This is a genomic window from Brevibacillus brevis (genome assembly GCF_001039275.2).
GTDB classification, from domain to species: domain Bacteria; phylum Bacillota; class Bacilli; order Brevibacillales; family Brevibacillaceae; genus Brevibacillus; species Brevibacillus brevis_C.
Genome location: NZ_CP030117.1, coordinates 6,342,091 through 6,367,480, shown reverse-complemented (window position 1 = coordinate 6,367,480; position 25,390 = coordinate 6,342,091). Strand labels below are relative to the sequence as shown.

Annotated in this window: 16 protein-coding genes; 12 read left to right on the top strand and 4 right to left on the bottom strand. The window is 45.8% G+C overall.

Annotation, left to right across the window (positions count from 1 at the left end):
* The first annotated feature begins 171 nt into the window (after nucleotides 1–171).
* The 3 genes from AB432_RS30040 to cysI all read left to right on the top strand — a co-directional run bounded on the left by AB432_RS30040 (nucleotide 172) and on the right by cysI (nucleotide 7,017).
* Nucleotides 172–3,297: a hybrid sensor histidine kinase/response regulator gene (locus tag AB432_RS30040; protein WP_048035429.1), complete on the top strand. Its 3,126-nt coding sequence runs from the start codon at nucleotides 172–174 to the stop codon at nucleotides 3,295–3,297.
* A 152-nt stretch (nucleotides 3,298–3,449) separates the two neighbouring features.
* Nucleotides 3,450–5,261: an assimilatory sulfite reductase (NADPH) flavoprotein subunit gene (locus AB432_RS30035; RefSeq protein ID WP_048035428.1), complete on the top strand. Its 1,812-nt coding sequence runs from the start codon at nucleotides 3,450–3,452 to the stop codon at nucleotides 5,259–5,261.
* 34 nt (nucleotides 5,262–5,295) lie between these two features.
* The gene (gene cysI / locus AB432_RS30030; RefSeq protein ID WP_048035427.1) at nucleotides 5,296–7,017 is read left to right on the top strand and encodes an assimilatory sulfite reductase (NADPH) hemoprotein subunit; all 1,722 of its coding nucleotides are present in this window, start codon (nucleotides 5,296–5,298) and stop codon (nucleotides 7,015–7,017) included.
* A gap of 72 nt (nucleotides 7,018–7,089) precedes the next feature.
* Here cysI and AB432_RS30025 read toward each other — a convergent pair whose 3' ends face one another.
* On the bottom strand, nucleotides 7,090–8,469 hold the full coding sequence (locus AB432_RS30025; protein WP_048035426.1) for an SMI1/KNR4 family protein: 1,380 nt from the start codon (nucleotides 8,467–8,469) through the stop codon (nucleotides 7,090–7,092).
* 154 nt (nucleotides 8,470–8,623) lie between these two features.
* Here AB432_RS30025 and AB432_RS30020 point away from each other — a divergent pair, with 154 nt between their 5' ends.
* Complete coding sequence (locus AB432_RS30020; protein ID WP_048035425.1) at nucleotides 8,624–9,070, top strand: DMP19 family protein; 447 nt, start codon at nucleotides 8,624–8,626, stop codon at nucleotides 9,068–9,070.
* A gap of 38 nt (nucleotides 9,071–9,108) precedes the next feature.
* Here AB432_RS30020 and AB432_RS30015 read toward each other — a convergent pair whose 3' ends face one another.
* Nucleotides 9,109–9,660, bottom strand: coding sequence for a hypothetical protein (locus AB432_RS30015; protein WP_048035424.1), 552 nt, complete (start codon nucleotides 9,658–9,660; stop codon nucleotides 9,109–9,111).
* Between the two features lie 330 nt (nucleotides 9,661–9,990).
* Between AB432_RS30015 and AB432_RS30010 the strand changes: the two genes are divergently transcribed.
* From AB432_RS30010 to AB432_RS29990, 5 genes are all read left to right on the top strand, one after another.
* The gene (locus AB432_RS30010; RefSeq protein ID WP_053079651.1) at nucleotides 9,991–10,341 is read left to right on the top strand and encodes a winged helix-turn-helix domain-containing protein; all 351 of its coding nucleotides are present in this window, start codon (nucleotides 9,991–9,993) and stop codon (nucleotides 10,339–10,341) included.
* A gap of 74 nt (nucleotides 10,342–10,415) precedes the next feature.
* Entirely contained in the window at nucleotides 10,416–10,826 is a 411-nt protein-coding gene (locus AB432_RS30005; RefSeq protein ID WP_235617580.1) for a lactococcin 972 family bacteriocin, read from the top strand.
* 104 nt (nucleotides 10,827–10,930) lie between these two features.
* Nucleotides 10,931–13,222, top strand: coding sequence for a DUF1430 domain-containing protein (locus tag AB432_RS30000; RefSeq protein ID WP_048036008.1), 2,292 nt, complete (start codon nucleotides 10,931–10,933; stop codon nucleotides 13,220–13,222).
* A 5-nt stretch (nucleotides 13,223–13,227) separates the two neighbouring features.
* A complete protein-coding gene (locus AB432_RS29995) occupies nucleotides 13,228–13,869 on the top strand; it encodes an ABC transporter ATP-binding protein (protein ID WP_048035423.1) in 642 nt (213 codons plus the stop codon).
* 293 nt (nucleotides 13,870–14,162) lie between these two features.
* Nucleotides 14,163–15,662: a malate:quinone oxidoreductase gene (locus AB432_RS29990; RefSeq protein WP_048035422.1), complete on the top strand. Its 1,500-nt coding sequence runs from the start codon at nucleotides 14,163–14,165 to the stop codon at nucleotides 15,660–15,662.
* A gap of 152 nt (nucleotides 15,663–15,814) precedes the next feature.
* Here AB432_RS29990 and AB432_RS29985 read toward each other — a convergent pair whose 3' ends face one another.
* Nucleotides 15,815–18,928, bottom strand: coding sequence for a S8 family serine peptidase (locus AB432_RS29985; protein WP_048035421.1), 3,114 nt, complete (start codon nucleotides 18,926–18,928; stop codon nucleotides 15,815–15,817).
* A gap of 232 nt (nucleotides 18,929–19,160) precedes the next feature.
* On the opposite strand from AB432_RS29985, the gene AB432_RS29980 reads away from it, so the two are divergent.
* The gene (locus AB432_RS29980) at nucleotides 19,161–20,249 is read left to right on the top strand and encodes an ankyrin repeat domain-containing protein (protein ID WP_048035420.1); all 1,089 of its coding nucleotides are present in this window, start codon (nucleotides 19,161–19,163) and stop codon (nucleotides 20,247–20,249) included.
* Nucleotides 20,250–20,422: 173 nt separating this feature from the next.
* Here AB432_RS29980 and AB432_RS30615 read toward each other — a convergent pair whose 3' ends face one another.
* Nucleotides 20,423–20,635: a hypothetical protein gene (locus tag AB432_RS30615; RefSeq protein ID WP_162630275.1), complete on the bottom strand. Its 213-nt coding sequence runs from the start codon at nucleotides 20,633–20,635 to the stop codon at nucleotides 20,423–20,425.
* On the opposite strand from AB432_RS30615, the gene AB432_RS29975 reads away from it, so the two are divergent.
* Nucleotides 20,636–22,111 carry an RtcB family protein gene (locus tag AB432_RS29975; protein ID WP_048036007.1) on the top strand — a complete coding sequence of 492 codons (1,476 nt, stop codon included), beginning with the start codon at nucleotides 20,636–20,638 and terminating at the stop codon, nucleotides 22,109–22,111.
* 81 nt (nucleotides 22,112–22,192) lie between these two features.
* Nucleotides 22,193–25,375 carry a hypothetical protein gene (locus AB432_RS29970; RefSeq protein WP_048035419.1) on the top strand — a complete coding sequence of 1,061 codons (3,183 nt, stop codon included), beginning with the start codon at nucleotides 22,193–22,195 and terminating at the stop codon, nucleotides 25,373–25,375.
* Nucleotides 25,376–25,390: the final 15 nt, after the last annotated feature.

Below are 25,390 nucleotides of genomic sequence, written 5' to 3'. Positions count from 1 at the left end.
GGTCTCTATTAAATAGAAAAACTTCATAGAACTCCATTTGATAAGCTACGGTATTCCTCAGATAACCGTAGCTTTTTCCATAACAACTGTATTTCTCTGCCCTATTCTATGTGGTAAATTATGGACAGATTCTATTTAGATGTCTAAGAAGAAAATGACTAGGAGAGTCAAATGAAAAAGGGCCATGTCCTACTATTACTAGGCTTAGTAGTAATCATCTTGTCCGGTGCACGCATTTTGTGGATGGAATCGTTTCGTGATCAACAAGCGGACATTAAAAATGGGCAATTCGATTTGCGTGATTGGAATGCAGAAGATGGCGAAACTCTCTTACTCGATGGAGAGTGGGAGTTTTATCCCTCTCAATGGTTGATGGATGGCAGACGGCAACAAGGAATAGAAGAGAAGGAGCCAGCGCTTATTCAGGTTCCGGGAAGATGGAATGAAGCTTTGCATGCAGACAAGTCAACTCCCTATGGATTTGCTTCTTATCGCTTGCGTCTGTATGTAAATCCGGAAAAGGACCTGAATTATAGTATTCGTGTACCCAGCGTGCGCACGGCATCGGAATTATACGTAAACGGCCGTTTGCTTGCGAAATCGGGGCGGGTGGGGGAATCGGAGGATGAATATATTGCGAAGAATCTGCCTTATTCTTCAACCTTTACGGCAGATGAAAATGGCGTAATCGATATCGTCATTCAGGCGGCAAACTATGTGGATGGTCGAAGCAGCGGCATTGTTCGATCCATTAAATTTGGTTCAGAAGAAGCCATTGCAAAAGAAATAAAAGTCTCCGTTTCTACGCAGCTTCTGGCAGCCATGATATTTCTTATACATTCTGCTTATGCGTTTATTTTATTTTTACTAGGAGATAAGAAAAAGAATCTGCTGTATTTTTCTTTGCTGACATTATGCATAGCGCTTACTAGCGTGTTAAGCAACGATGAGAAGTTGTTCCACCAATTATTTTATATCGGCATTGATTGGGATTTTCGGTTAGCGAATATTGCCCTCGTTATTGGCGCCTACGCTTTGTTGGAGTGTATGAATCATCGCGAACTCCCTTTTTGGAGCAGGATGTATCCTGTATACAGGGTGATGAATTTTGGGACTGCTGGCATTACGCTGTTTTTAGACCCTGATCAGGTGACGATGCTCTTTCCCGTTTATTTTGGATTGGTCGGTATTGCCGCAGTGATCACGTTGATTTCCATCTTTAAAAAGTTGATCAAAGACATCATGAGCAATCTTTTACTGCTTTTTTCTTTTCTTGCGTTGCTTCACCATTTTATTTGGTCGTTAATTTGGCGGGAGAGTGGGTTGAGTCTAGTCTACTATCCGTTTGATCTGATTATTTCGATGGGTTGCTTAGCCACTGTGTGGTTTAAGGGCTATTTCATCATGCATGCCAACACAAAAGAAATTGCTGCAACCTTGCAAAGAATGAATGACCATAAGGATCAATTTCTGGCCAACACTTCACATGAATTTAAAAATCCGCTACATAGCATTCTGAACATGTCACAATCCGTTTTAAACAGGGAACGACATTTGTTGAAGGAAAGGAGTATCAAAGAGCTTGAAACGGTTTTATCTGTAGGGCGACGGCTGACATTGATATTAAATGATTTGATCGATGTAATGAGTTTACAGGAAGGCAACCCGCGCCTACAGAAAAAAGTCATATGGATTCAGCCCATCGTGACCGGGGTACTTGATATGCTGCAATTTAACACAGAAGTAAAGCCTGTAAAAATTGTAAATCAAATCCCTGAAGATTTTCCTCCCGTACACGCGGATGAGAATCGGGTGATTCAAATCGTTTTCAATTTACTTCACAATGCTGTGAAATATACGAGTGAAGGGATCATTTCGATTCAATCTTTTGCCAAGGACGGAAGAGCTTTTATTGTGATTCATGATACAGGGATTGGAATGGATGAAGACATGCAAAAGCGCCTATTCCGTCCTTATGAGCAAGCCAGCACGAGTGAGACCATGATTGAAGGTGGCTTTGGGTTAGGTCTACGAATAAGCAAGCAACTGGTTGAGCTTCATGGAGGGACGTTGGATGTATCCTCTGTTTTAGGGGAGGGCTCAACATTTACCTTTTCGTTAAAGCTGGCACAGATGGAAGCGGAGGAAGAGGTGGCTGTTTCTCGCTCATTCGAACCGATAGTCGTACAACCTATGCCGATTCAGGCAAAAGTGGAGATTCATTCAGCTACGAAACCAACAACTTTATTAGAAGTGAATCGCGATCATCCGCGCCTATTAATTGTGGATGATGACCCTGTTAACCTTCAGGTGCTGGAAGCCATACTACCTCCAGACGAATATGATGTAACAATGGTGACGAGTGGAAAAGAGGCGTTGGCCATACTGGATACAAAGGAATGGGATCTCGTCATCTCCGATATTATGATGCCGCAGATGTCCGGATATGAGCTAACACGAATGATTCGTGAGCGATTTACACTCACGGAACTCCCTGTTTTGCTTCTTACCGCAAGAAGCCAACCAAAAGATATTCAAAGTGGTTTTTTAGCGGGAGCAAACGATTACGTGACCAAACCAGTGGAAGGAATGGAAATAAAATCACGGATTAAGGCGCTAACTACGATTAAACAATCCGTCCGGGAACAACTGCGATTAGAAGCTGCATGGCTGCAAGCCCAAATCCAGCCTCATTTTTTATTTAATGCGTTGAGCGCTGTAACGGCTTTAAGTGACATCAATTTGGACAAGATGCGTGATTTACTGTATGAGTTCAGCAATTTTTTGAGGAATAAATTCAAATTTGAAGATATGGACGGGCTTGTTCCGATCGAAACGGAGCTAAGTCTGGTGCGCTCTTACCTATATATTGAAAAGGTTCGGTTTGAAGAAAGGCTGCAAGTTGTTTGGGAGATAGATGACTGTGAGGATATAAAAATTCCCTTTCTCACGATCCAGCCTCTCGTAGAAAATGCGATCATACATGGTGTGATGAACCGTATTCGTGGGGGGGAAATTAAGATTCGGATTTCCGTCCAGAAAACGCATGCTGAAATAACCGTTGAAGATGATGGGATCGGAATGGACGAAGATCAAGTACAACGACTTCTCGAAAGAAAAGCTGATAGCAGTTCAGGAGTAGGATTGATCAATACAGATCAGCGATTAAAGCGGCACTTCGGAACAGGTCTGCATATCGAAAGTACGCTAGGTACAGGGACAAAGATAACTTTTCATGTACGTAACAAGTTGAATAGCAAGAATTTGAGTGAAAAACACCCCGGTTCCTTATCTTAGGACCGGGGTTTGTTGTTTTCCAATGATTAGTAAAACTTATGATGACAATAACGAATTCCAATTGCTCGGCTTCTACTCACTGTGGTAGCTTAAAGTAAATAATCATATAAGATTACTCGGAATTAATTTTTTCTCGTGTGAGGTGTATATCGTTGGTACTTAAGGTAACAGACAGTCCTTTCAGTCAGGAACAAGTAGAGCTCCTAAATCGGTTGCTGCCTACGCTTTCGGAGGTGCAAAAGGTTTGGCTGAGCGGGTTTCTTGCAGCTCTTCACAAAGTGGAATCACCGATGGCCGCTGGGTTTCAAGCCGCTTCAACTGCGAATGGGCCAGTCATTTCCAAAGAGGTGACAGTGCTTTGCGGATCTCAATCCGGGAACAGCCAAAAGTTGGCGAAGGTGCTGACCGGAAAGCTTCAGGAGCACGGCTTCCACGTAACTCTTTCCTCCATGAGCGACTTTAAGACGAATACGTTGAAAAAGGTTGAAAACCTGCTTGTTGTGGTAAGCACACACGGGGATGGTGAACCACCGGACAACGCCATCTCCTTCCATGAGTTCCTGCACAGCAAAAGAGCGCCGCAATTGGTGGGCCTGCGTTTTTCCGTGCTGGCATTGGGCGATACTTCCTATGAATTGTTCTGCCAAACTGGCAAAGAGTTCGATAAGCGGTTAGAAGAGCTCGGTGGCAAGCGTCTTACTCCTCGAGTCGATTGCGATGTGGATTACGAAGAGCAAGCCTCTGAATGGATGAATCAAGTTCTGGCCTCTCTCAGTGAAACGTCGGTAACTCAGGTTGCTGCTGCAAGCGCAGTGATCGGGACAGGGACACAGACCGAATATTCACGGTCGAATCCGTTTCAGGCTGTGGTCTTGGAAAACTTGAATCTGAACGGACGGGGAGCAGATAAGGAAACTCGCCACCTGGAAATCTCCCTTGAGGGTTCCAATCTCGAGTATGAACCGGGTGACTGTTTGGGAGTCTATCCTAAAAATCATCCCGACCTTGTCCGTGAGCTGATTGACGCGATGGGCTGGAAGCCGGAAGAGCTCGTTCCCATTCATAAAAACGGGGAAGAGCGCACGTTGGAAGAGGCCTTGTCCAGTCATTTTGAAATCACGGTTCTCACCAAGCCCCTCCTGGAACAAGCAGTAAAGCTATCATCAGGAAACGGGTTGCAGGAACTGCTTGCGGAAGGGCGAGAGCAAGAGCTTCGTGATTATATTCGAAATCGGGATTTGCTGGACCTGGTAGAGGACTACGATTTGAAGGGCGTGCCTGCCAAAGAATTTGTCTCCATTCTTAGAAAGCTGCCGCCGCGTCTCTATTCGATTTCAAGCAGCTTAAAGTCCTACCCGGACGAAGTTCATCTGACAATTCGCAATGTTCACTATCAGGCTCATGGGCGTGATCGGTACGGCGTTTGTTCGAGCTATATCGCGAATCGTTTGGAAACGGGTGATACGCTGCCAGTATTTGTGCAGCATAACCCCAACTTTAAGCTCCCGGCTAACCCGGACATTCCGTTGATCATGATTGGTCCCGGCACGGGCGTCGCTCCATTCCGTGCCTTTCTGGGAGAACGGGAGGAGCTAGGGGCGACCGGCAAGACATGGCTTTTCTTTGGCGATCAGCATTTCTCCACGGACTTTCTGTATCAGCTCGAATGGCAGCGTTGGCTCAAACAGGGTGTACTGACGCACATGGATGTCGCGTTCTCTCGAGATACAAGCGAAAAGGTGTATGTTCAGCACCGGATGCTTGAGAAGAGCAAGGAGCTGTACCAATGGCTGCAGGCTGGGGCGCACGTATACGTATGCGGAGACGAGAAAAAGATGGCGCACGACGTTCACGCAGCCCTGGTCACCATTCTCCAACAAGAGGGTGGACTTGATTCAGAGGAAGCTGTTGCGTATTTGAAACGGATGCAGCAGGAAAAACGATATCAGCGAGATGTCTACTGAGTGTTGAGAAAGAATGAGAGGGGAGATCGAAACCATGTCAGAAAATCATTTGCTTTCGCCAAACAGTGCTCCTCACAGCGATGTAGAGGACATTAAACGCAAAAGCGATTACTTGCGGGGAAGTCTGACGGAAACGCTGGAAGACAGGATTTCTGGGTCCATCCCTGAGGATGATAACCGCTTGATGAAATTTCATGGCAGCTACATGCAGGATGACCGGGATCTTCGTAATGAACGGAGCAAACAGAAGCTGGAGCCAGCCTATCAATTCATGGTGCGCGTGCGTGCCGCTGGCGGCGTTGTCACACCAGAGCAATGGCTCATGATGGACGATATCGCCCAGCAGTTTGCCAATGGAACGATTCGTCTGACGACTCGTCAGTCTTTCCAACTGCATGGCGTGATTAAGTGGAATATGAAGCAGGTGATTCAAGAAGTAAACGAAGCCTTGTTAAGTACACTGGCTGCTTGTGGGGACGTCAACCGGAACGTCATGTGCAATCCGAATCCGTACGAGTCGGAAGTTCATCAAGAGGTTTACGAATGGGCCAAAAAAATAAGCAATCATCTCGACCCCCGGACCCGCGCCTATCATGAAATCTGGCTGGATGAAGAAAAGGTTGTCGACAGTCGGGATGGGGTAGAGCAAGAACCGATCTATGGGCCTGTCTATTTACCGCGCAAGTTTAAGATCGGCATCGCCGTACCGCCTGCCAACGATGTTGACGTTTTTTCTCAGGATTTGGGCTTTATCGCCATTCATGAGGAAGGTCGACTGCTGGGCTTCAACGTTGCGGTCGGGGGCGGGATGGGAATGACCCACGGCGACCCCAAAACATATCCGCAGGTGGCGCGGGTGATCGGCTTCGTCACACCAGGGCAAGTATTGGATGTCGCTGAGAAAACGGTCATGATTCAGAGAGACTATGGAGATCGCGCGGTTCGGAAGCACGCTCGGTTCAAATATACGATCGACGACCGCGGTATCGAATGGTTTATTCATGAACTGGAGCAACGACTGGGCTGGGAGCTGGAGCAGGCACGCGCCTATCACTTCGAGCATAATGGCGATCGCTACGGCTGGGTGAAAGGGAGTGACGATAACTGGCATTTTACCCTTTTCATTCAGAATGGACGTGTAAAAGACGAGGACAACTACCTCCTGAAGTCCGGTCTGCGGGAGATTGCCAAGGTGCATACAGGGGATTTCCGCCTGACGCCGAATCAGAACCTCCTCATTGGAAATGTCACCAGCGAAAAGAAGCCGGAAATTGAACAGATCATTCAAGCATACGGGCTCACCGATGGAACGACCTATTCTGCACTGCGGAGAAACTCCATGGCTTGTGTTTCGTTGCCGACTTGCGGACTCGCGATGGCTGAGGCAGAGCGTTATTTGCCAACACTACTGGATGAGATCGAGCTGATCTTGGATGAGGCGGGTTTGCGCGATGAGGAGATCGTGATTCGCATGACAGGATGCCCAAATGGATGCGCAAGACCTGCACTGGCGGAAATCTCTTTTATTGGGAAGGCTGTCGGTAAATACAACATGTATTTGGGTGGCGGTTTCTCCGGTAATCGATTGAACAAGCTGTATCGCGAAAACATCGGGGAAGCAGAAATACTGAATGAACTGCGACCGATCTTAAATCGGTATGCGAAGGAACGTGAGGAGGGCGAACATTTCGGAGATTTCGTCATTCGGGCAGGGTATGTAAAAGAAGTCAGATCGGGACTCGATTTTCATGAGTAGTGAGGCATAGCAGTCAAATGAAATAAAAGAAGAGCCCGCGAAAATGTGGGCTCTTTGTTGCTTGCATGCTTTTTAGGCTTCTCGCAGTTGTTGAATTACTTCCGCAGTGAACTGCTCTGTAAACCGGATGTGTCCATTTTCCTGTACGATCCGGCCTTCCTTCTTGCGATGGTCCAGCCATTCGCTAATCCATCCCGGGGCGTACCCGCCTTGACCGAATTCTCCGCCAAAGGCGATCATTTTCTCATAGACAGCTAGGTACTGTTCTTGAGTGGTACCGGGATATGACTTTGTGTATAGCCAAAACTGCACATCGTACATCAGATACGAGAGTTCATCCGCATGAAAAGAAAAATAGCCTTTTTCCTCTACAATCCGTGAACAAATGCTGCGTATTTTCTGATCGATTTGTTCCACTTCTGATACGGGCGTGCATAGCTCTTCCAGCAACGAAGAAAACTTCCCGTGGGCTACTTTGTAAAGAGCGGCTTCCTTGTCCTCCTCGGAGGTATCGTATTCTTCTTCGCTCACCAAGCCCCTGATAAACGCCTCGAAATTTTCAGCCAGGAAAGTAATTTCATAATCGCTTTCCTGATCGACGTGGATGACTTCAGGTTCGCCGTCTCTCCCGCAAGCACGGTAATCTAGCATCACAACGTCATGTCCAGCAGAAGGACAATCGCAGATGACGACTCCAATGTCGGGATATCCCCAGTCTTCAATCATAAATTGACTGCCGAGATCCCCACAGAGCGAATAGCTTTTCTCTCGGCCAATGCCTAGAATGCCCGTAATCGCAATATGATCCTCAGCCCAGGAGGTAGGGTCTTCTGTTGGAAAGCACGTGTTTTTCGGAATGCCGCCATTCTGCTGCTTCATTAGTGCAAGATAGGAGGCAGGGAGCTTGTAACCCAGCTCTTCCTCGATCGATGCGATCAGTTCATCCGTGGGTGGCTCGGAAAGATAGGCCTTTTTCGCGTACTCGCTGTCGTCCCAAAAGTCTTCCAATGACATATTCGAAAAAGGGACTTCCTCCGATGCTGAACCCTCAACAGCCGCTGCCCTTTTGGCAGCCATCCGAAGCTCTTGTCTTTGCTGCTTCTCCGATTTTTGCAAACTCCATCTTAGCCATGATTCGGTATTCTGATTACCGGTTTCTAGCTTGTCAGAAGTACGGAATGCCTGTGCCGCCTCTTCATATCTTTTCAAATGATAGTGAGCAAAACCTACCCGAAAATGCCAGACTGGATCTTGTTGACCTGCTTCAGCAATTTTCTTCAATTGGTCGAGCGCCTCATCATAAAGTCCCAAGTTGTTATAAGCTCTGCCCAGTCGGCTGACCGCCTCATAGTCTCGTTCCTCCTCGGGAACGGTTAACAGCAGGTCCACAATTCGCTGGTGTTCGTCTTCTTCATGCCAGCGATTCAATTGTTCGATAAGTGCCTGGTCCATTGCAACCTCCTAAACGATTCTTTTTCGTAGATGTTAGGCACGCGGAGCTACCACCATCTACCAAACGATTATGTATTCATATAAGATTAATGTATTTCGTATCGTTTGTGCACATCTGATTTAGAAGGGGTTAAACATTAAGGGGGCGTACAAGTTGAGTAAGTTGGATATCCATGACGTATGGTTCGATTTTGCCGCAGCCTTTGTGCAGAAAAAGAATGCTTCGGGCTGGAACACACTGACCTCACAGGAACAAGAGATTGCCGCCTTGTGGCTGTTGGAAGCGGATATATATAACGGCGGGTTTTTGCAGTTTTTTTGCAACTGGGGAGAAGAGGCATATATCTATGCGGTACGGGCCTTACAAGCCATTGGGGCAGTACATGCACTCGAAATCATCCAATCCGGCTATGCCTGCATCGAGCATTTATCGGAAGACAATCGCCTCACCCAACTCTGGGATATTCCACAGTTTCTTACCGAGGAAGAGGCAGAACGGCTGGATAAGCTTGATCAGAGCTTTTGGGAAGACCAGGATCGTATTGCTGAAGTGGCACATCAATATTACGTACAGCAGTTGGGAATACCCACCCCATCATAAGGAGAAGTGGGTGGGTACGATCAAAGAGACTTCGATACTTATTCGACGACAGCACTATCTCCATCTGACTGGAGCATATGCAGCAGCTCTTGAATAGCGGGAGCGAGCTTATCGTTCCCCTCCATAATCGCGGTGAAAACGGGAATGGCATCCTTTAGCAGCAAATAACTGAAAGAAAAATAGCTGAAAAAGGCTTCCTGCTCATAGCCCCGCGGCTCCTCTTCTTCCCACCAAAATTCATCGTCTTCCTCGTCCTCTGGCCACAAGTACTTTTCGTCCAATAGCTCGTTCATGGTCTCAACCGCATTTTGTGAACCCATTTCGTCCACGTTTATAGCGGAAGCGACAGCCAAGTACAACTCCATTTCCTGCGAAGAGACCTGCTCGGGTTTCTGTTTGGCCAGCTCCTGCAAGAGTATCAGCAGCACCCACGGCGTCGTCTGCCACAAGGTGCTTTGATGCTCGATTAGATTGGCCAATTCCTCATATTGCCTGGACTCTATTAGCCGCGGAATGTCCGTCCCTCTGCCATAGGCTGTCGTCAAACGCTGCCACGGAATGTTGATGGTCAGGTGGGTCAAAGAGTTCATCTCCATCTCTCCTTAGACTTATCTCCATACTTATTTCTAGCTACTTTACAGCTACTCAGCAAGGGAAGCGGCTTTGTATAATAGTCCATTCCACCAAAAGATATCCCTCAAAACAGACGAAGCATTTTCTAGTCACCTATGTTCTACCTATTAGACGAAAAGCCCTCTTTTACAAAGTTGTCGGTTAACGAGGCAACTTACTTTAAATAAATGAATAATAATCGAAAACTAATATAGGATAATTTTGTAAATTATGATAAATTATAGGTAATCATTTGAGAGACCTGCTAGCTTATAGTGACAATTTTTATTAGAGGGGAGCCGTAAACTATGAATTCGACTGTCGACAACATGAAAATTTCTCTTGGAGAGGATTGTTATCTTGATATAGAACAAGAGGTCATTGTAAAAGAGGGAATGGAACGCGCTCTTTCTCGAACGATGTTTAAAGTCTTGCGTTACTTAGCAGAAAAGATGGGAGAAGAAAGGACACCAACTGAATTAATCCGGCGTGGCTGGGGAAAAAACAGCACCATTCAAAAGGATGCTCTATATGTAGTGATAAAACGGATTCGTGAGCGTCTTGAAGATGATCCTTCGAAACCTCAATGTCTAGTTTCCAACTATGGAAAAGGATATGTCTTGTACCCGAGAAAAAAGAAGAAGGCGCTCTCGAAATAATATGAGAGATTATAATTTTCCAAAAACTATATAAACTGTAAGTTTTTAGGTAAATTATTGTGATAATATTATTTGTGCAAGGCAAAAAATACAAAGAATTGAAGGAGATGGAAATTTTGTTGAAGAAAAGTATGGTAGGCGTAATTGCAGCACTTACTTTGGCAATGGGTTCTCAGGCGATGGCGGCAGAAGAAATTCAGACAAAAGGCAAGGTTGAACTAGTCAACTCTAAGGTGTCTCCGTTCGCGGTAGAAAACGTTGGTGGCGGTACCTGGGATTACGGCACAAAGAACTCTGGTTCGCAAAAGCACTGCTGGTCCCATTACAATCACCCGGAGAACTATCACTCTTCGACAGCTAAGGTAGGAAGCAGCACTGATAAGGCTTATGCGGACGCTGGTGAGTATTCAAAGGCAGATGCTTACGGACCAAAAGATAAAACCGGGTATGCATACTGGGATAACGAGGCAACTCCACCTAAATAATAGAATAGTTGGAAATCAACTACCATACGTTACTCTTTTGAGTAGCGTATGGTATGTTTGTGAGAAAGGGCGGAGTTTTTCATCACATGAGGGGAGCGGGTGAATTGAAAAAGACATTATCATGTTTGCTAGTTCTTGTTTTCGCGGTGTCTTTTCTATTGGTTTACAATGAAAACTATCGAAATGAACTTGATCGAATGGAAAAGGCAGGAGAGGGGATATCAAAGCAGTTTGAGATTCCCAACTATGCGAATTTTGCTGCACCAGATGAAATGTACCCGATCTTACTCGAAGCAGCCGTCGACAGCAAGGTCAATATCTTCCGAACACAGATAGACTACAGTGTAGATGACGAGGCTCAAATTCACAAATACGTGCTGCTGACAAACAAAACCCGGTTGTTTGATTCCTTTCGATTAACAACGGGCAAGTTTTTGACCGCGGAAGACACGCAGAAGAGCAACTCCTTTCTATCTACGGTAGATACCGGTAATCAGGATCAGGTGGGTATCATCAAGAGTTTTGGTGGTCATTACCTTTTTGAAATGAAACCGCTTAAGACTGTTTATGAACATCTTCCAGTAGCAGGCGAGTATTTTATCGAGGGGACTGAAGAACGGTACAATGAGTTTGTTGACCGTGTCATTCAAAAAATAATTGCTAATAAACTGGTTGGCCAAGGGGCCGTGATAACTACTGAAGATTTCAAGGGTCAATCATACAATTCTGGAGAAATGGAAATCGAGGAAGATTTCTTTACATACATCAAGTACGTAATAATTACCATCGTGATCATTATGCTCATCTACTACATATTTAATGAATCCAAGCGGATCGGCGTTATGAAGATGCATGGATTGTCTAACTTATATCTCTGGTATCTGGTCGTAGGGAGATTCATTACCATTCTTTTTCTTCTTTCAGCATCAGCCTCCGTACTTGCGGCCTTGCTAATTAAGGACACAACTGTTTCATTCATCGGAAGTGTTGTCATTTCCCAGTTGATTAGTTTTGTCATTGTCACTTTCATTTCACTTTTCGCCTACATTTATATTTCTAGGATCAAGGTAGTTGATGTAATCAAAAATCGCAAACAAACGAATGTCATTTTTGCGTTGAACACCCTGCTCAAGATCGGATGCTCCATCTTTCTGATATTAGTCATCCTATCAATTTGGGGTCAGTATCATGAATTGAGCATCAAGCAGGAAAATCTGAAGAGTTGGGAGCGTAGCAAGGATTATGGTGTGTTCTATCCCGTAAAGGTTGGGAATGATTCGGAGGATGTAGAGAAAGGTTCACCAAAAACGACGGTAACTGAAGTGACAGGCCTTTACCCTCTACTCAATCGAATGGGAGCCTTATACATCAACGCGATAGCGTATGAGCAACAATCACTTATTCTTAACAGGGAGTCTAGCGGTATACGTTCTATTTCTGTAAACCTTAATTATTTGCAAGAGTTTCCCGTGTATGATACTCAAAACAATCCTGTGGGAATATCAGAAGGGACAAGCGATTTCATTTTGCTTGTACCTGAAAAATATCGTGATAAAGAAAAAGATATTCTGGATTACTTTAAGAAAATCAGAAAGGGTCGTATGGAAGCGGATGAAAATCTGTTTAAAGTAGTGATTCCCGACAGCGTAAGGAATCAACAGCTTACCATCATTTGGACTGCGAATGACCAGAAAATTTTCAGCTTCAACCCTGATGTATTTCGCTTAGAAAACAATATGATTGTAGATCCGATCATCCAAGTGATCACCGAGAAAAACAGTCTTGTTGCAGATAAAGCAAACATGATGACTGGTGGTGGAGGGCGGGATCCTTTGAAGGTGAAGTTGATCAATAGAGACAGTCAGCAGACAGTAAAGGCGCTGGAGCCAGAAATGAAAAGGCTCAAACTCGATGACAACCTGACCACCCTGATATCTGTTGACCAGTATGTTATCGAGCAGATATACGATCTACAAAAGCAGAGGGACCAGCTTTTGTTCCTTAGCATCGGATTGGTAGCGGGATTAATCGTGTTGGTTGTGCAGAATCTGAGCGTATTCTTCAGTAAATTTCAACGAAGATTTATCGTTCGCAGATTATTTGGTACCGGTTTTATTAAAACATACAAAGAGTATTTGTGGTTTTTACTAGCGACATGGGTGATTCAAATCGGTATCTGTTTTCTTATTAACAATGGGCTGGCAACTAGTGTGTTGGAGAAGGCGGCAAGCGTATTTGCAGTGGCGACATCCATCTATCAGACAATCGGGTCATCTGACATCAACGTGTTTGCAGTAGGGGTTGGAGTGATGGTAATTGAATTGATGGCATCTGTTGTTGCACTCTTCGTTATCGAACGGAAAAACAAAGTGAAAGTCCTGAAAGGAGGGGGTTGAGCAGTATGAAAACGGTATGTGAGCTGGTGGACGTCAGCAAGCGCTATGAAGACCATTTGGTACTTGAACATGTGAATTTGAAGGTCTATGAGGGTGAAATGCTCGCCATTACTGGGAAAAGCGGCTCCGGAAAGACAACTGTTTTAAATATCATGGGATTGCTAGAAAAACCGAGTGGTGGCACTGTCAAACTGTTTGAAAAAAATAGTCCTCGGATTGGTTCAGCTCAAGCAAACAGGCTTCTTCGGACAAAGATCGGTTACTTGTTCCAAAATTACGCATTAATTGACGATGCAACAGTGGACTATAATCTTGAAATTCCGTTACTCTATTCAAGAAACTCGCGAAAGGAAAAGCAAAAGCTAAAAATCGATGCGCTTGAAAAAGTGGGTTTGAATATACCGCTTAAGCAAAAAACATACGGCTTGTCAGGCGGAGAGCAGCAGCGGGTAGCGATTGCGAGAACTTTATTAAAACCATGCGACCTCATCCTTGCTGATGAACCTACGGGCTCATTGGATATGGACAATAGAAACGAAATTGTTAAGCTTCTAAAAGGACTCAATGATGATGGCAAAACAATTATAATCGTTACGCATGATCAATACGTTGCGGAAGCGTGTGACAGAACCATAAAACTGTCGTAAATGTCATAAGCTTCATCGACGCACCTGAGCTCGGTCCTCTACTGTGCTCAGGTTTTTTCATCTAAATGGGACCCTTGCAAAAAGCTGAGTTAAGGCTCTGTAGACAGCATTCTTACATTTTTACCAACATTAAATAGTTATTAATCCTCTAATTATAATAGATAATTGAATCAATAAATAATTTCTATGATATAGTTATAGTTGTGAAAGGTAAGATGTTTTCGTAGCGTCTTGCAACGGGGCAAGGAGCTACTACTTCTTTTTTACAAAAACAGTAGATAAGGAAGGGTAATATGAGCTCCATACAGCAAAAAACAGACGTTATTTTGATTGGTGCAGGGGTCATGAGCGCAACTCTGGGAGCATTACTGAAAGAATTGGCACCGGAGTTGGAAATCAAAGTTTTTGAGAAACTCGCAAAAGCAGGCGAAGAAAGCTCTAACGAATGGAATAATGCGGGTACTGGCCACGCGGCACTCTGTGAGCTGAACTATACATCCGAGAAAGCTGACGGATCTATAGATATTAGCAAAGCGATTAAAATCAATGAACATTTTCATCTGTCCAGACAATTCTGGGCTTACCTTGTAAAAAACAATCTCATCCAAAATCCGCAAGACTTTATCATGCCGATACCTCATATGAGTATGGTACAAGGCGAAAAGAATGTAAGCTTTTTGAAAAAACGTTTTGAGGCGCTGGCAAACAATCCTCTCTTTCAAGGGATGGAATACTCCGATGACCCTGAAAAACTGAAGGAATGGATTCCGCTCATCATGGAAGGCCGCGCATCGAATGAACCAATAGCTGCAACCAAAATCGACTCTGGTACGGATGTCAATTTTGGTGCTTTGACACGTATGTTGTTTGATTACCTGAAGACGAAAGACGTCGCGATTAACTACAACCATGCTGTTGAGGATATCAAACGTACGAGCGACGGCATGTGGAAATTGAAAGTGTACAATATGGCTACCGGTAACATCGAAGACCATATTGCCAAATTCGTCTTTATCGGCGGTGGCGGCGGAAGCTTGCACTTGCTCCAAAAAACCGGTATTCCAGAGTCCAAACATATTGGCGGTTTCCCGGTAAGCGGATTGTTCATGGTTTGTAAAAATCAGGAAGTGGTAGAGCAGCACCATGCAAAAGTGTACGGTAAAGCAAAGGTCGGCGCTCCTCCAATGTCGGTACCGCATCTGGATACCAGATACATCGACAACAAGAAATCCTTGCTGTTTGGACCTTTTGCGGGATTCTCGCCAAAGTTCTTAAAAACAGGTTCCAATATGGATTTGATCACTTCCGTAAAACCGAACAACGTCATCACGATGTTGGCGGCAGGCGTAAAAGAAATGGCATTGACCAAATACTTGATCGAGCAAGTTATGTTATCGCATGAAAAGCGCATGGAAGAACTACGGGAGTTCATTCCGAATGCGAAAAGCGAAGAGTGGGATATCGTGGTAGCCGGTCAACGCGTGCAAGTTATCAAGGATACACCAGCAGGAAAAGGTACCCTTCAATTTGGTACAGAAGTGGTTAGTGCCGCTGATGGCTCCGTAGCTGCATTGCTCGGCGCATCTCCTGGTGCTTCTACAGCTGTTCAGGTTATGCTTGAGGTATTAGAAAAATGCTTCCCGCAACGTATGGCAGAGTGGGAACCGAAAATCAAAGAAATGATTCCTTCTTATGGCGTGTCACTCTTGCAAAACCAAGAGCTTCTTCAAGAGATTCAACGTTCGACAGACGAGGCGCTTGGTCTCGTTGAAAAAGAACTGGCTTATAGTTAATTAGTTAATAGCAATCTTTTGGAACCTTTGATCCGTTTTTGGATTGAAGGTTCTTTTTGATTTCGCAGAGTAGAAGTGGGGGAGATGAAGGAAGAAGGCTCCGCCACACACCATGACGGAGCCTTCCATTATCTATGAGGCGTCATACCAAACTACTCTACTTCCGCTTCCAACGTCACTTTCACCTTCACAGTCTCCGTCACCGACTCATCTTCCTTAGAAGTAATCGTCACATACAGCGTAACGGTCTCTTCCCCTTCGGCAGGCAGCTCCTTCAGAATCCCCTCGTCATCGATAAGCGCCTCATCAGAGCTCTTTGTCACCTGATAAGTCACATCAGCGCTTTCTTCCGGCAGGGCAAGCACTGGCTGATCCAGCTCTGTGGTGTTCGCAATCTCAATCTCGAATTGCTCTATGGCTTCCTCAACTACCTTGGACAAGACCGCGTTTTTATTCGATGCTTTAATCATGAAGGATTTCCAAGCCTCGTATTCTTTTACAATCTGTTCGCCCTTCGGCTTGCTTTGGTCAACACTTCGACCGACGAGCTTCAGCTTGTATTTGCCTGGATCGAGCTTCTTCGCTACTTGGCTACCATCGTAGTAAGTACCATCGAGATTAGAGAAGGTGATAGGGCCCGGTGCAATCAGCGCGTAATTGTTGAACACGGATGCAAGCGTACCGACGTATTTATCGTCCATGTCCCATGCTTCAACAGAGATCTGGTTCACGTCTTTAGCTTGCAGCTCGGCTTCGAGTGTGAACGAATCTTCCTCGCCATCGCCATCAGGCGTGATTGTCGTATCGGACAGCTTCAGGTTATCGAAACCGAAGTTGGTATCCTCACGCTTGTCTCCCACGTGTACAGCAAACGGCAGGCGCAGGTCAGGGTTGCCTTTCGCTTTCAGCAAGACTTCCCCTTCATACACGCCGTCTTTTGCATCGGAGTCAACGGACAGGTTGAGCTCAAATGTGGTCGCATCGCCTTTTTTAGCGGAGATGGAATCGTCGGAGATTTCCACATCGATGTCATCGACATCTGGCGTTTTGGAGCCTGGCTTGTACGGATCTGTCGTGACGGACGGATGCATGATCACTTCTGCTTCATAAGAAACTTCTTTCTTGGACAGGTTTTTCAGTTGGAGCGTTTTCGTGACAGTATTGCTGCCAGCCTTCAGCAAGCCAAAGGAAACGTTGTCCGCATAATACGGAATGGTCTTCGGCTCAAAATCTTCGCCCAAAATGGTGAGCTGCTCTACCGTTGTCAGAACAGCAGGTGTTTTCGATGCAGCGTAGCCGTTTACGCGGCCTGCACCTTGGGAGTACACATCGTACAGTGTGCCGTCTGGGCTATACAGCGGTTTTGAGGTGTTCGCAAGTGCTGCCTTGATATCGGCAGGCGTCCAATCTGGATGTGCCTGTTTCAACAGCAGGGCGAGACCGGAAACGTGCGGAGCCGCCATACTTGTACCGTTTAGACGAGCGTACGCCTTGTCGTACTTGGCGTCAGGGATCAGCTTGCTCCAAGATGGATAGCTGGACAGAACGGCCACACCTGGCGCAGCCAGATTCGGCTTGATGCTGTAATCGTCACCCATGATTGGACCACGTGAGCTAAATCCGGCAATGCGGTCGCCAGGATCATTTGTGCTTGGGTAGTTTCCGGAGAACGTAAACGTCAATGTTTTCGCTTTCTCAGGGTCAGCCAGCAACTCTTTCGCCAGTGTCCGGCCTTCCAGACCCTTCATATCAAAGGTAGGAATCGCTTCGATCTGGTCACCCAGGATCGTGTTGACATAGCCCTCGCGATCGGCGATATCCAGGTCAGCTACGCCATCCCCGTCGGCGTCGTTACCATTAAAGACCACGATAGCGACAGCACCAGCTTTTCGGGCGTTTTCGATTTTTTCCGTGAAGCCAAGGGTACCACGAGAAACGAGAGCGACTTTGCCTTTTACATTTGCTTTTTCAAAATCGCTGCGAGAGCCAAGGTTGGCATAGACGACTGGCAGCGGTTTGGTTCCGATGATGGAGGAGAAGTTATCCTTTCTGACCTGCCATGCCATCACAGGGAATTCGTAATTGGCTCCGAAGGACGAGGTTGCTGAGCTGTCATATTGCACGGTAGGAGAGTCTACCGCTGCAACTGTGATCGGCAGCCTCGCTCCAGAAGGTGATCCCGCGGTGTAATAATGTCTGCCGCGTTCATCGTCGGCGGAGTTCCCGCCCGATACAACCGTGATCACACCAGACAGTACCGCGTTATTCACAGCGATGGCATCCGGGGAGTCAGAGTTCTTCTCCATAGCGGCGCCAAGCGACAGGTTAATGACGTCCATGCCGTCTTTCACCGCTTTTTCGATACCGTCGATGACCTGAGCGGAGCTACCGCCGCCTCGGCCCAATACACGGTAGACGTAGAGGTCTGCACCGTGGGCAACCCCTTTTACCTGTACATCTGAGGTCCTGTTTTTGGCGCGTCCTACGATGGTGCCGGAGACGTGAGTTCCATGGCTGGAGCCTTCATATCCTTTTCCATCGCGGTCATCCTCCACAGGAATTGGCGCTTCTTCATAAGGGTCTTTGTCATTGTCGAAGGAGTCATATCCGCCTTTATAGGCATCCTTGAGATCAGGGTGCTTGTAATCGACACCCGTATCGATGACGCCGACCTTCAATCCTTTCCCTGTCAGACCATCCTTCCACATATCGAGAACGCCAATTTGTTGGAGAGGGGCTTGATCCCATTTGGTGGCCGATGCTTTCTCGCTAACGGCATCAATTTCGGGAAGCTCATAATACGTATTTTGATAAATGCGCTTCACCTGTGGCAGTTCAGCCAGCTCTTCCAACTCGTCGGCTGACACCGTTACTTCCATCCCGTTGAATACATGCTCAAACTTGCGCTTTACCTTCAGTTTGACCTTGTTGTCTTTTGCTTCATCGAGGAAGGAGGCTTGCTCATCCTCTACTTTCGCTCGTAATGATCTAACGGAAGATTCTGAACCTTCACTGTGTTTAGCTGTGATCGAAGGCTCACTTTGCAGCTCAATAATGACACTGACGTTTTTGCTGGAACTGGTGTTCAGCAGAGGGGAGATTTTCGAGATTTCGGAGCCAATCTCTACTTCCGCGTTGGTATATTCGTTTACTTTCTCCCAATCCCGTTCGCTAAACTCCGCCGCTGCCAGTGCATTGTAAGGAAGGCCACTCAGCATGAGTGATGCTGCAAGCGTAAGAGAAGCGAGAGTACGCATCTTCTTCATCAGTCCACTCTCCTTAAAAAATTATGTATAAGACGATTTGCATAAGTATTTCTCTTCTCGTAAAACTACTCCTTTTATTGGGAAAAAACTTTTTATCGAGCGGATTCGGCAAAAATAGACATAATTATCTGTATTTACAATCAAAAAAAGGAGAATAACGTAGGAATTTGTTGTTTTTTGCCAATTAATTTTCTATATTTTTCATAAGACATAAGCGAGGAGAGGGTAATCGATGATCAAGTTGAAAGATATCGGAGCGTTCGAAGAGCTGCCAGAGATCGCGATGCATATTTATCAAGGAAATGTTCCTGCTTTGCAAGATGCTATTGCAGCAGGTTGGGATATAGAAGAGAGCTTCGTGCTTAGTAAATATACGACGATCAGCCCGTTGGATCTGGCACTTGTATCGGAGAAGCTAGAAGTTGTTAAGCTGCTGGTAGAGCACGGTGTCAATTTGAATGTGAAAAATAATCCCGCTTTTTTGATGGCAGTACGTTATTGCAAGGAAGAGATTGTTCGTTATGTTGCAGCGCAAGGCGCCAAGCTGGACATGCTCAATCAGGTGCGCTCAGGCGCTTATTCGCAGGCTTACTATGGCAACAAAAAGAACATCCCGCTCATTCAAGAGCTGGGACTGGATATAAGACTGCATGGCGGCGATGTATTGCGTAAAGCCGTGTCGGATCATGACCTTGCGACCACGGCTTATTTCCTCGATCATGGGGTGGACATCAATTATAACAAACCGAATATGGTGTATCCGTATCAAGCGACTCCATTAACAGTTGCCACACGCTTGGGGAATGTGGCCATGGTCAAGTATTTGGTTGAACGCGGTGCGGACGTTATGGTAGCGGAAAGGGGTGGCGAGCGGCCTTATACCATCGCGGTCAGCAATAAAGATGCGGAGTTGGCTGCGTATTTGAAATCGCTGGAACCTGCCGAGATGCATGATGTGGAGAACAGGAAGTACGAGCTGCAAAAATATAAACTGACCGAAGAACTGATTGGTTTTCTTACCGGAGAAGAGCTGCGTCTTGAGCTGGCGGAAAATGAGTATGACATTGGGTTTATCGACTTTTTTACATTGACCGATACGATTGAAATGAAAATCGGTCGGCAAAAGCTGCTGCGTTTGTCTGCCGAAATCGACAACTACTCCCATCTGCACCTTGTGTGGAATCCGAAGAAAAAAGGTAGCATCGGCTGCTATGATGAGGAGCATAAGGAGTATGCGGACTTGTGCAGTTTTACAGAGTTCCTCGCGCAGCCGGAGGTGTACCTGATCAAGTTTATGGAAGGCGAATTAGTTTCGATGTAAAAGGGAAAGATCACACGGGCCCTCGATAATTCGGGGGCTTGACAGTAAAATTTATCCAATGATAAGATCGTGAGCAAGAAACGAAAGGAGGAGGATTCCAACATGTTCGCATACGTAACCAAGCATGAAACAAAACCATGTAGCGATAAAATCCAACTCCATAGGTATGCCTTTTACGCAATTGCGTTGTTTAAGGGTGAGCCAACTCCGTTTCCTATAGACTGCGGATAACGCCCTTTTGATAATCCAATAGCTCCAAGCGTAAAGGCTGCGATACCATGCTGCATTTTTTCATCCAGGAAGGAAGAAATGAGCATGAAAGCGGCTTTTTCTATTGGAAAATAAAGAACATACGTTCCTGTAAAACGAATAAAGGTGGTCTTCAATTGAGCAACACTCCGATTAAATATTTCATCAATCCGGAAGTAAAAGTAGAAAACAATGCGGTAGAGGAGCTTCATCGACTTTTAGAGGTGAATGAAACCATTGTAACGCTGCAAAAGCATTCCCCCGATTATTTTGACGATCAAGATGCTGGGGTTTTAGAGGTAGCCATTACACCCGACTTTCACAAAGGAAGCGGTATTCCTGTAGGCACGACGCTGTTTACGCGTGGGTTTGTGCTGCCGCAAGCGATTGGCAACGATATTAACTGCGGGATGCGTCTGTATGTTACGGATTTGCGCGAGGAGCAGATTCGCACAAATCTGGATGCGATTGAGCGGAATGTTCGCCATGTTTTTTTCGAAGGGGGCCGTAATATTCCCATGACGCGGCAGATGCGCGAGAAAATGTTCAAGGAAGGCCTGATCGGCATACTGGACAGCCACAAGGAAGCGAATGGCGAGGGGATTTGGCGTTATTACAACGAGAAGCAGCAGGAGCTGGATTTGAACCATGTCAATAAAATGGGGTCTTTTATCGCAGAATCGACGATTGGCCTCGATGATTTTCTCGGTCCTGCCGAGCTTTCCCGGGATGCACAAATCGGCTCACTTGGCGGAGGGAATCATTTTTTTGAGATTCAGGTGGTCAAAAAAGTGCATCAGGGCTCAATCGCCAGTCAGTGGGGGCTGAAGGAAGGGCAAGTCGTCCTGATGATTCATACCGGCTCTGTTTCCATTGGTTATAACAGCGGTGCATGGATCAAGGAGATGCTGAAAAAGATGTACCCGACTTCCTTGAAGCACCCGGATAACGGCATGTATCCACTGCCTCTTTCGGAGCGTTTCGAACCACAGTGGAGAATGTTTTGGAGTCTCCTGTACAATGCGGCGAACTTTGCGTTTGCCAATCGATTGATGCTCGGTCTGATGATGTACAAATCGATTTCCGATGTGTTGGGCGATTTTGAACATAGGCTGCTGTACGATGCGCCTCATAATTATTTGTGGGAGGAACAGTTGGAGCAGGTGGGCGGATTTTTGCATCGAAAAGGATCGTGTACGGCGAAATCGGCCGAGCAAATGATGGGTACGCCGTTTCAGTATACGGGTGAACCTGTGTTTATCCCCGGTTCTATGGGCTCGCACAGCTTTATTTTGGCGGGGCTTGGCAATCGGGATAGCTTGTTTAGCGCAAGCCATGGAGCTGGTCGTGCACTTTCTCGCGGCGATGCTGTGAAAGTGGACGATGACAGATTTCGCGAGTTTCTTGCCAACTTCCGTGTGATCAATCCGATTGACCCGAAGCGGGCGGACTTGCGTGGACGGAGCGATATTTTGAAGAAATGGGAAGAAGAGCTGAAAAAAGAGGCGCCGTATGCGTACAAGGATATTACCCCGGTGATTCAGTCGCATGTGGATCATGGGATGGCTGAGATTGTAGCCGAAGTGGCGCCGATTGCCACAGTGAAAGGGTAAGACAAGGAAGCCATTATTTGTAGACAGGAGCAACATGAGTAGACAGCAAGTGAGAATTCACTCGTGGTCAGGAGGAAGTTCATGTTCACGCGGCAATCGACTCCAGTAAACAACCAACACCCCCATGCGAATCATCATGAGGAGATAGGTAAAATCAATGCTTCCTCAATCATGCCCTTATTGTCCAAACAGTCTAGATCCAGTCAACGATCGATTCTACAATTGCAAAGCGTATACGGCAACCAGGCTGTCCTGCAACTCATGCGTGAGAGCAAGGAAAAAGGTTCCGGAGAAAAAAGGAAGCATACTGATACAAAAAGCTCTGATTCCAAGAAAATGGAAGAAAAGTCCGGCCAGTCCAAAAAGAAGGTCAAGCAGAATGAACAAGAGGACGATATCGGTTTAGAGAATCAAAATTCTACAGAAAGCATTGACGATTCGAATGAGGAAGCTGCCAACATAACGACGGGCAAGCTTCAATCGGTAGGTATGTCCGGAGCGGAGGACGAGGAGAAGATTCATTTCGATGAATTTATTCAAGAAATTTTGCTGTTAAATGAATACATTCATACACTCATCAATGGCGGTCTGAATAAAGAAGAGTTGCAATGGTATCTGAAAAACGCATCTGAGCTGCGTACCTTTATTTTGACTACTCTGAATGGCTCTTCCAAGCTAAAGGATGCGAAAAACTACCGGAACTATCAGGGAATGTACGGGATTATCGATGATTATAATCCGATGTTACTAAAAGCCTCTTTCGTGTTAATGCAGGCAGAACAAACACTGGAAGCTATGAAGGACGACGATATCTCACCGCCGCTGGACGAACCCCATGACAAGGAAATGAGTGAGAAGGCAAAGGCAGGACAAACGATCATCAAAATTTGGAAAAAGCACCATGCATACGCCAACATTAGGAAAGGTGCCAAGTGGAAATCGGCGAAGCTCAAAGACGAGTTGGCGGCATACCGTCGGAAAACGTTGATAAAAATGAAGGCTTTGCGAGCGTATGACGATTTAGTGGAAACATTTAACAGTTTTACATGGATGGATTATACGGTTGTCGAGCCGTATTTGGAGCACGAGCTTGGGATTCCTAATCCCCGTTCACGCGGGTTTGACATCGATACGAAGGAGAAATGGAAGGAGTATGAGCTCTTATTGCGGGACGCTTTGAGCAAAGTAAGTAATGATCCTGACGATATAGCCGAACAGCTCGAGAAATATGCCGGGAAAAAGAAAAAGCATTACCTCTATCCACATGATCCGTACTTTACCCACCCCAAAAAGAAAGATAAGGACAAAGCCAATCCAATCAAGCTGCTTTCGGAGCGCAATATCCTCAAGCTGCACGAGCAACTCATCGACAATGCACAGAGGTATTTTGAAGCGAATCCTGAAGACCTGGAGTCGTATTTCAATAGAGGCGTGGGCTGTTTAATGGCAGACGAGAAGGAGCTGTTCTTGGCCGTATACGGGTTACCCTTTACCGTTAAGCACGCCACGCCCAACTTTCATCCCATAGCAAATGACGGCAGCTTGGACTCCTTTGCCGAGTACTCGAAGAAAAATCCCAATTGGAAATCGGAATTCAGTACGCCAGGGAATGTGGAAAAGCTGGGTAATCATGGATTTGTTTTTTTCCGTATAGACGTTGGCGACGAAAAAATTGAAACACGTTACGGCGGAACGCAAATTTCCGGTGATATGTCACTTATTGAGTATGATGGCTGGGTATCGATGTTCGACCAGCTCAAGCCCCTATCCTCTAAAACAATGATTAGCTACTATGACCACGAGGGTGCACTCATTCGGCAAGCAGAGATACCGCGAAAAGACAATACAAACCAATACAAGCAAATTTATAAGTACGGATATATTCCACAGACCGGGAAAAAACCTAAAACAACCTTCTCCAAGACGAACTTGAAGGCAAAAGGTTCAGAGCGACACGAGGATTTGGACAGAGAGACCAATTTTATGGATTACGTGTTTTACGGGCCAGAGATTCGGGAGGGCATTGCGCTCTCGCTTATACATGAGCTTCGGTATTTTGAAAGAAGCGGTTACCGTGATCACCTTCTTGAAGCATTTCATAACAAAACAGGTGAGGAGCGTGTTCATTTTCTTAAGGAACTGATCGGCAAAACATTCCGGCCAGAAGGGAAGTATCCTGTCGCATTGCGATTTAATGAACACCCGATCTCTGACATGAGGGTACTAAACCCTGATGGGGACAAGAGATGGAATGCCGACGGTACAGCGAATGCGCCAGTCATGCAGCAAATTAAAATCATCCAGCGAAAAAAGTTTCTCGAAGAAGCAATGCCATTGGCCCGCAAAAATACGGCTGCTTACGCCAGACATATTCAAATGAGCAAGAACAAACTGAAGGAAGCTGAAAAAGCCCAAAAAAAGAGTGATATCGAGACGTATCGTTCCAGGGTTTCGGATTACGAGCAAAAGTGGAAGATAAAACATGCGCTTTGGAAGCAGTATGAGAAGGATTTAAAAGAAGTGAACGAACAAATAGAACAGCTCAAAAAATCCGGGTCCCCTTATGTTGCCGCAGATAAGCCATTTGTCCACGTTACAGGGGAGATGGACAAGGAGCTTCAATTGGAAGATGAGTTTTTATTCGAGAGGAAATCGGTGCCGGAAGAGAAGGAAGTAGCTATGGATTTAGAAGTTCAGCCACCAGTCCGTGTTGAAGGAACGCGCAATCAATTTAAACGAGTGGGAGAAAGCTCGGCTTGCTCCGCTCATTCACTCATGGCGATTACCACGATCATGAGGGAAGGGCGGATGCTATCCACTAAGGAAATCGATCAAGTACTGAACAGCGGTGCAGAGTTGTACAAAGAAACAATCAGAGGAAGCGAAGGCATGCTACACAAAGGAAGCTACTTGAATCCATACGAAGCGCATCACGTACAGATCAGAGATCAGATTGAAATCGCTTTTCTCGAAAATCGGACTCTGAAGGCAACGGAATTTGCTACTTTCTTTGAAAATATCCTCTCAAACTCTGATGCTCCTAAAATTGGATATGCCATTGTCATCGGCAGTTATACGATTGCGGTAGTGAAGATTAATCATTCATTTATCGTTTTCGATTCACACGGATATGGCAATATCGACAATGCATTCAACGTCAGTTTCACTGATCAGAAAAATCTGCTCGCATTCTTGACTAGAATGGTCACGAAACGGACCAAAGGGGATATTAGCATAAGTGCTTTTCAGTATGTTGGGGAGTGAGATTTTTTGGGAAAA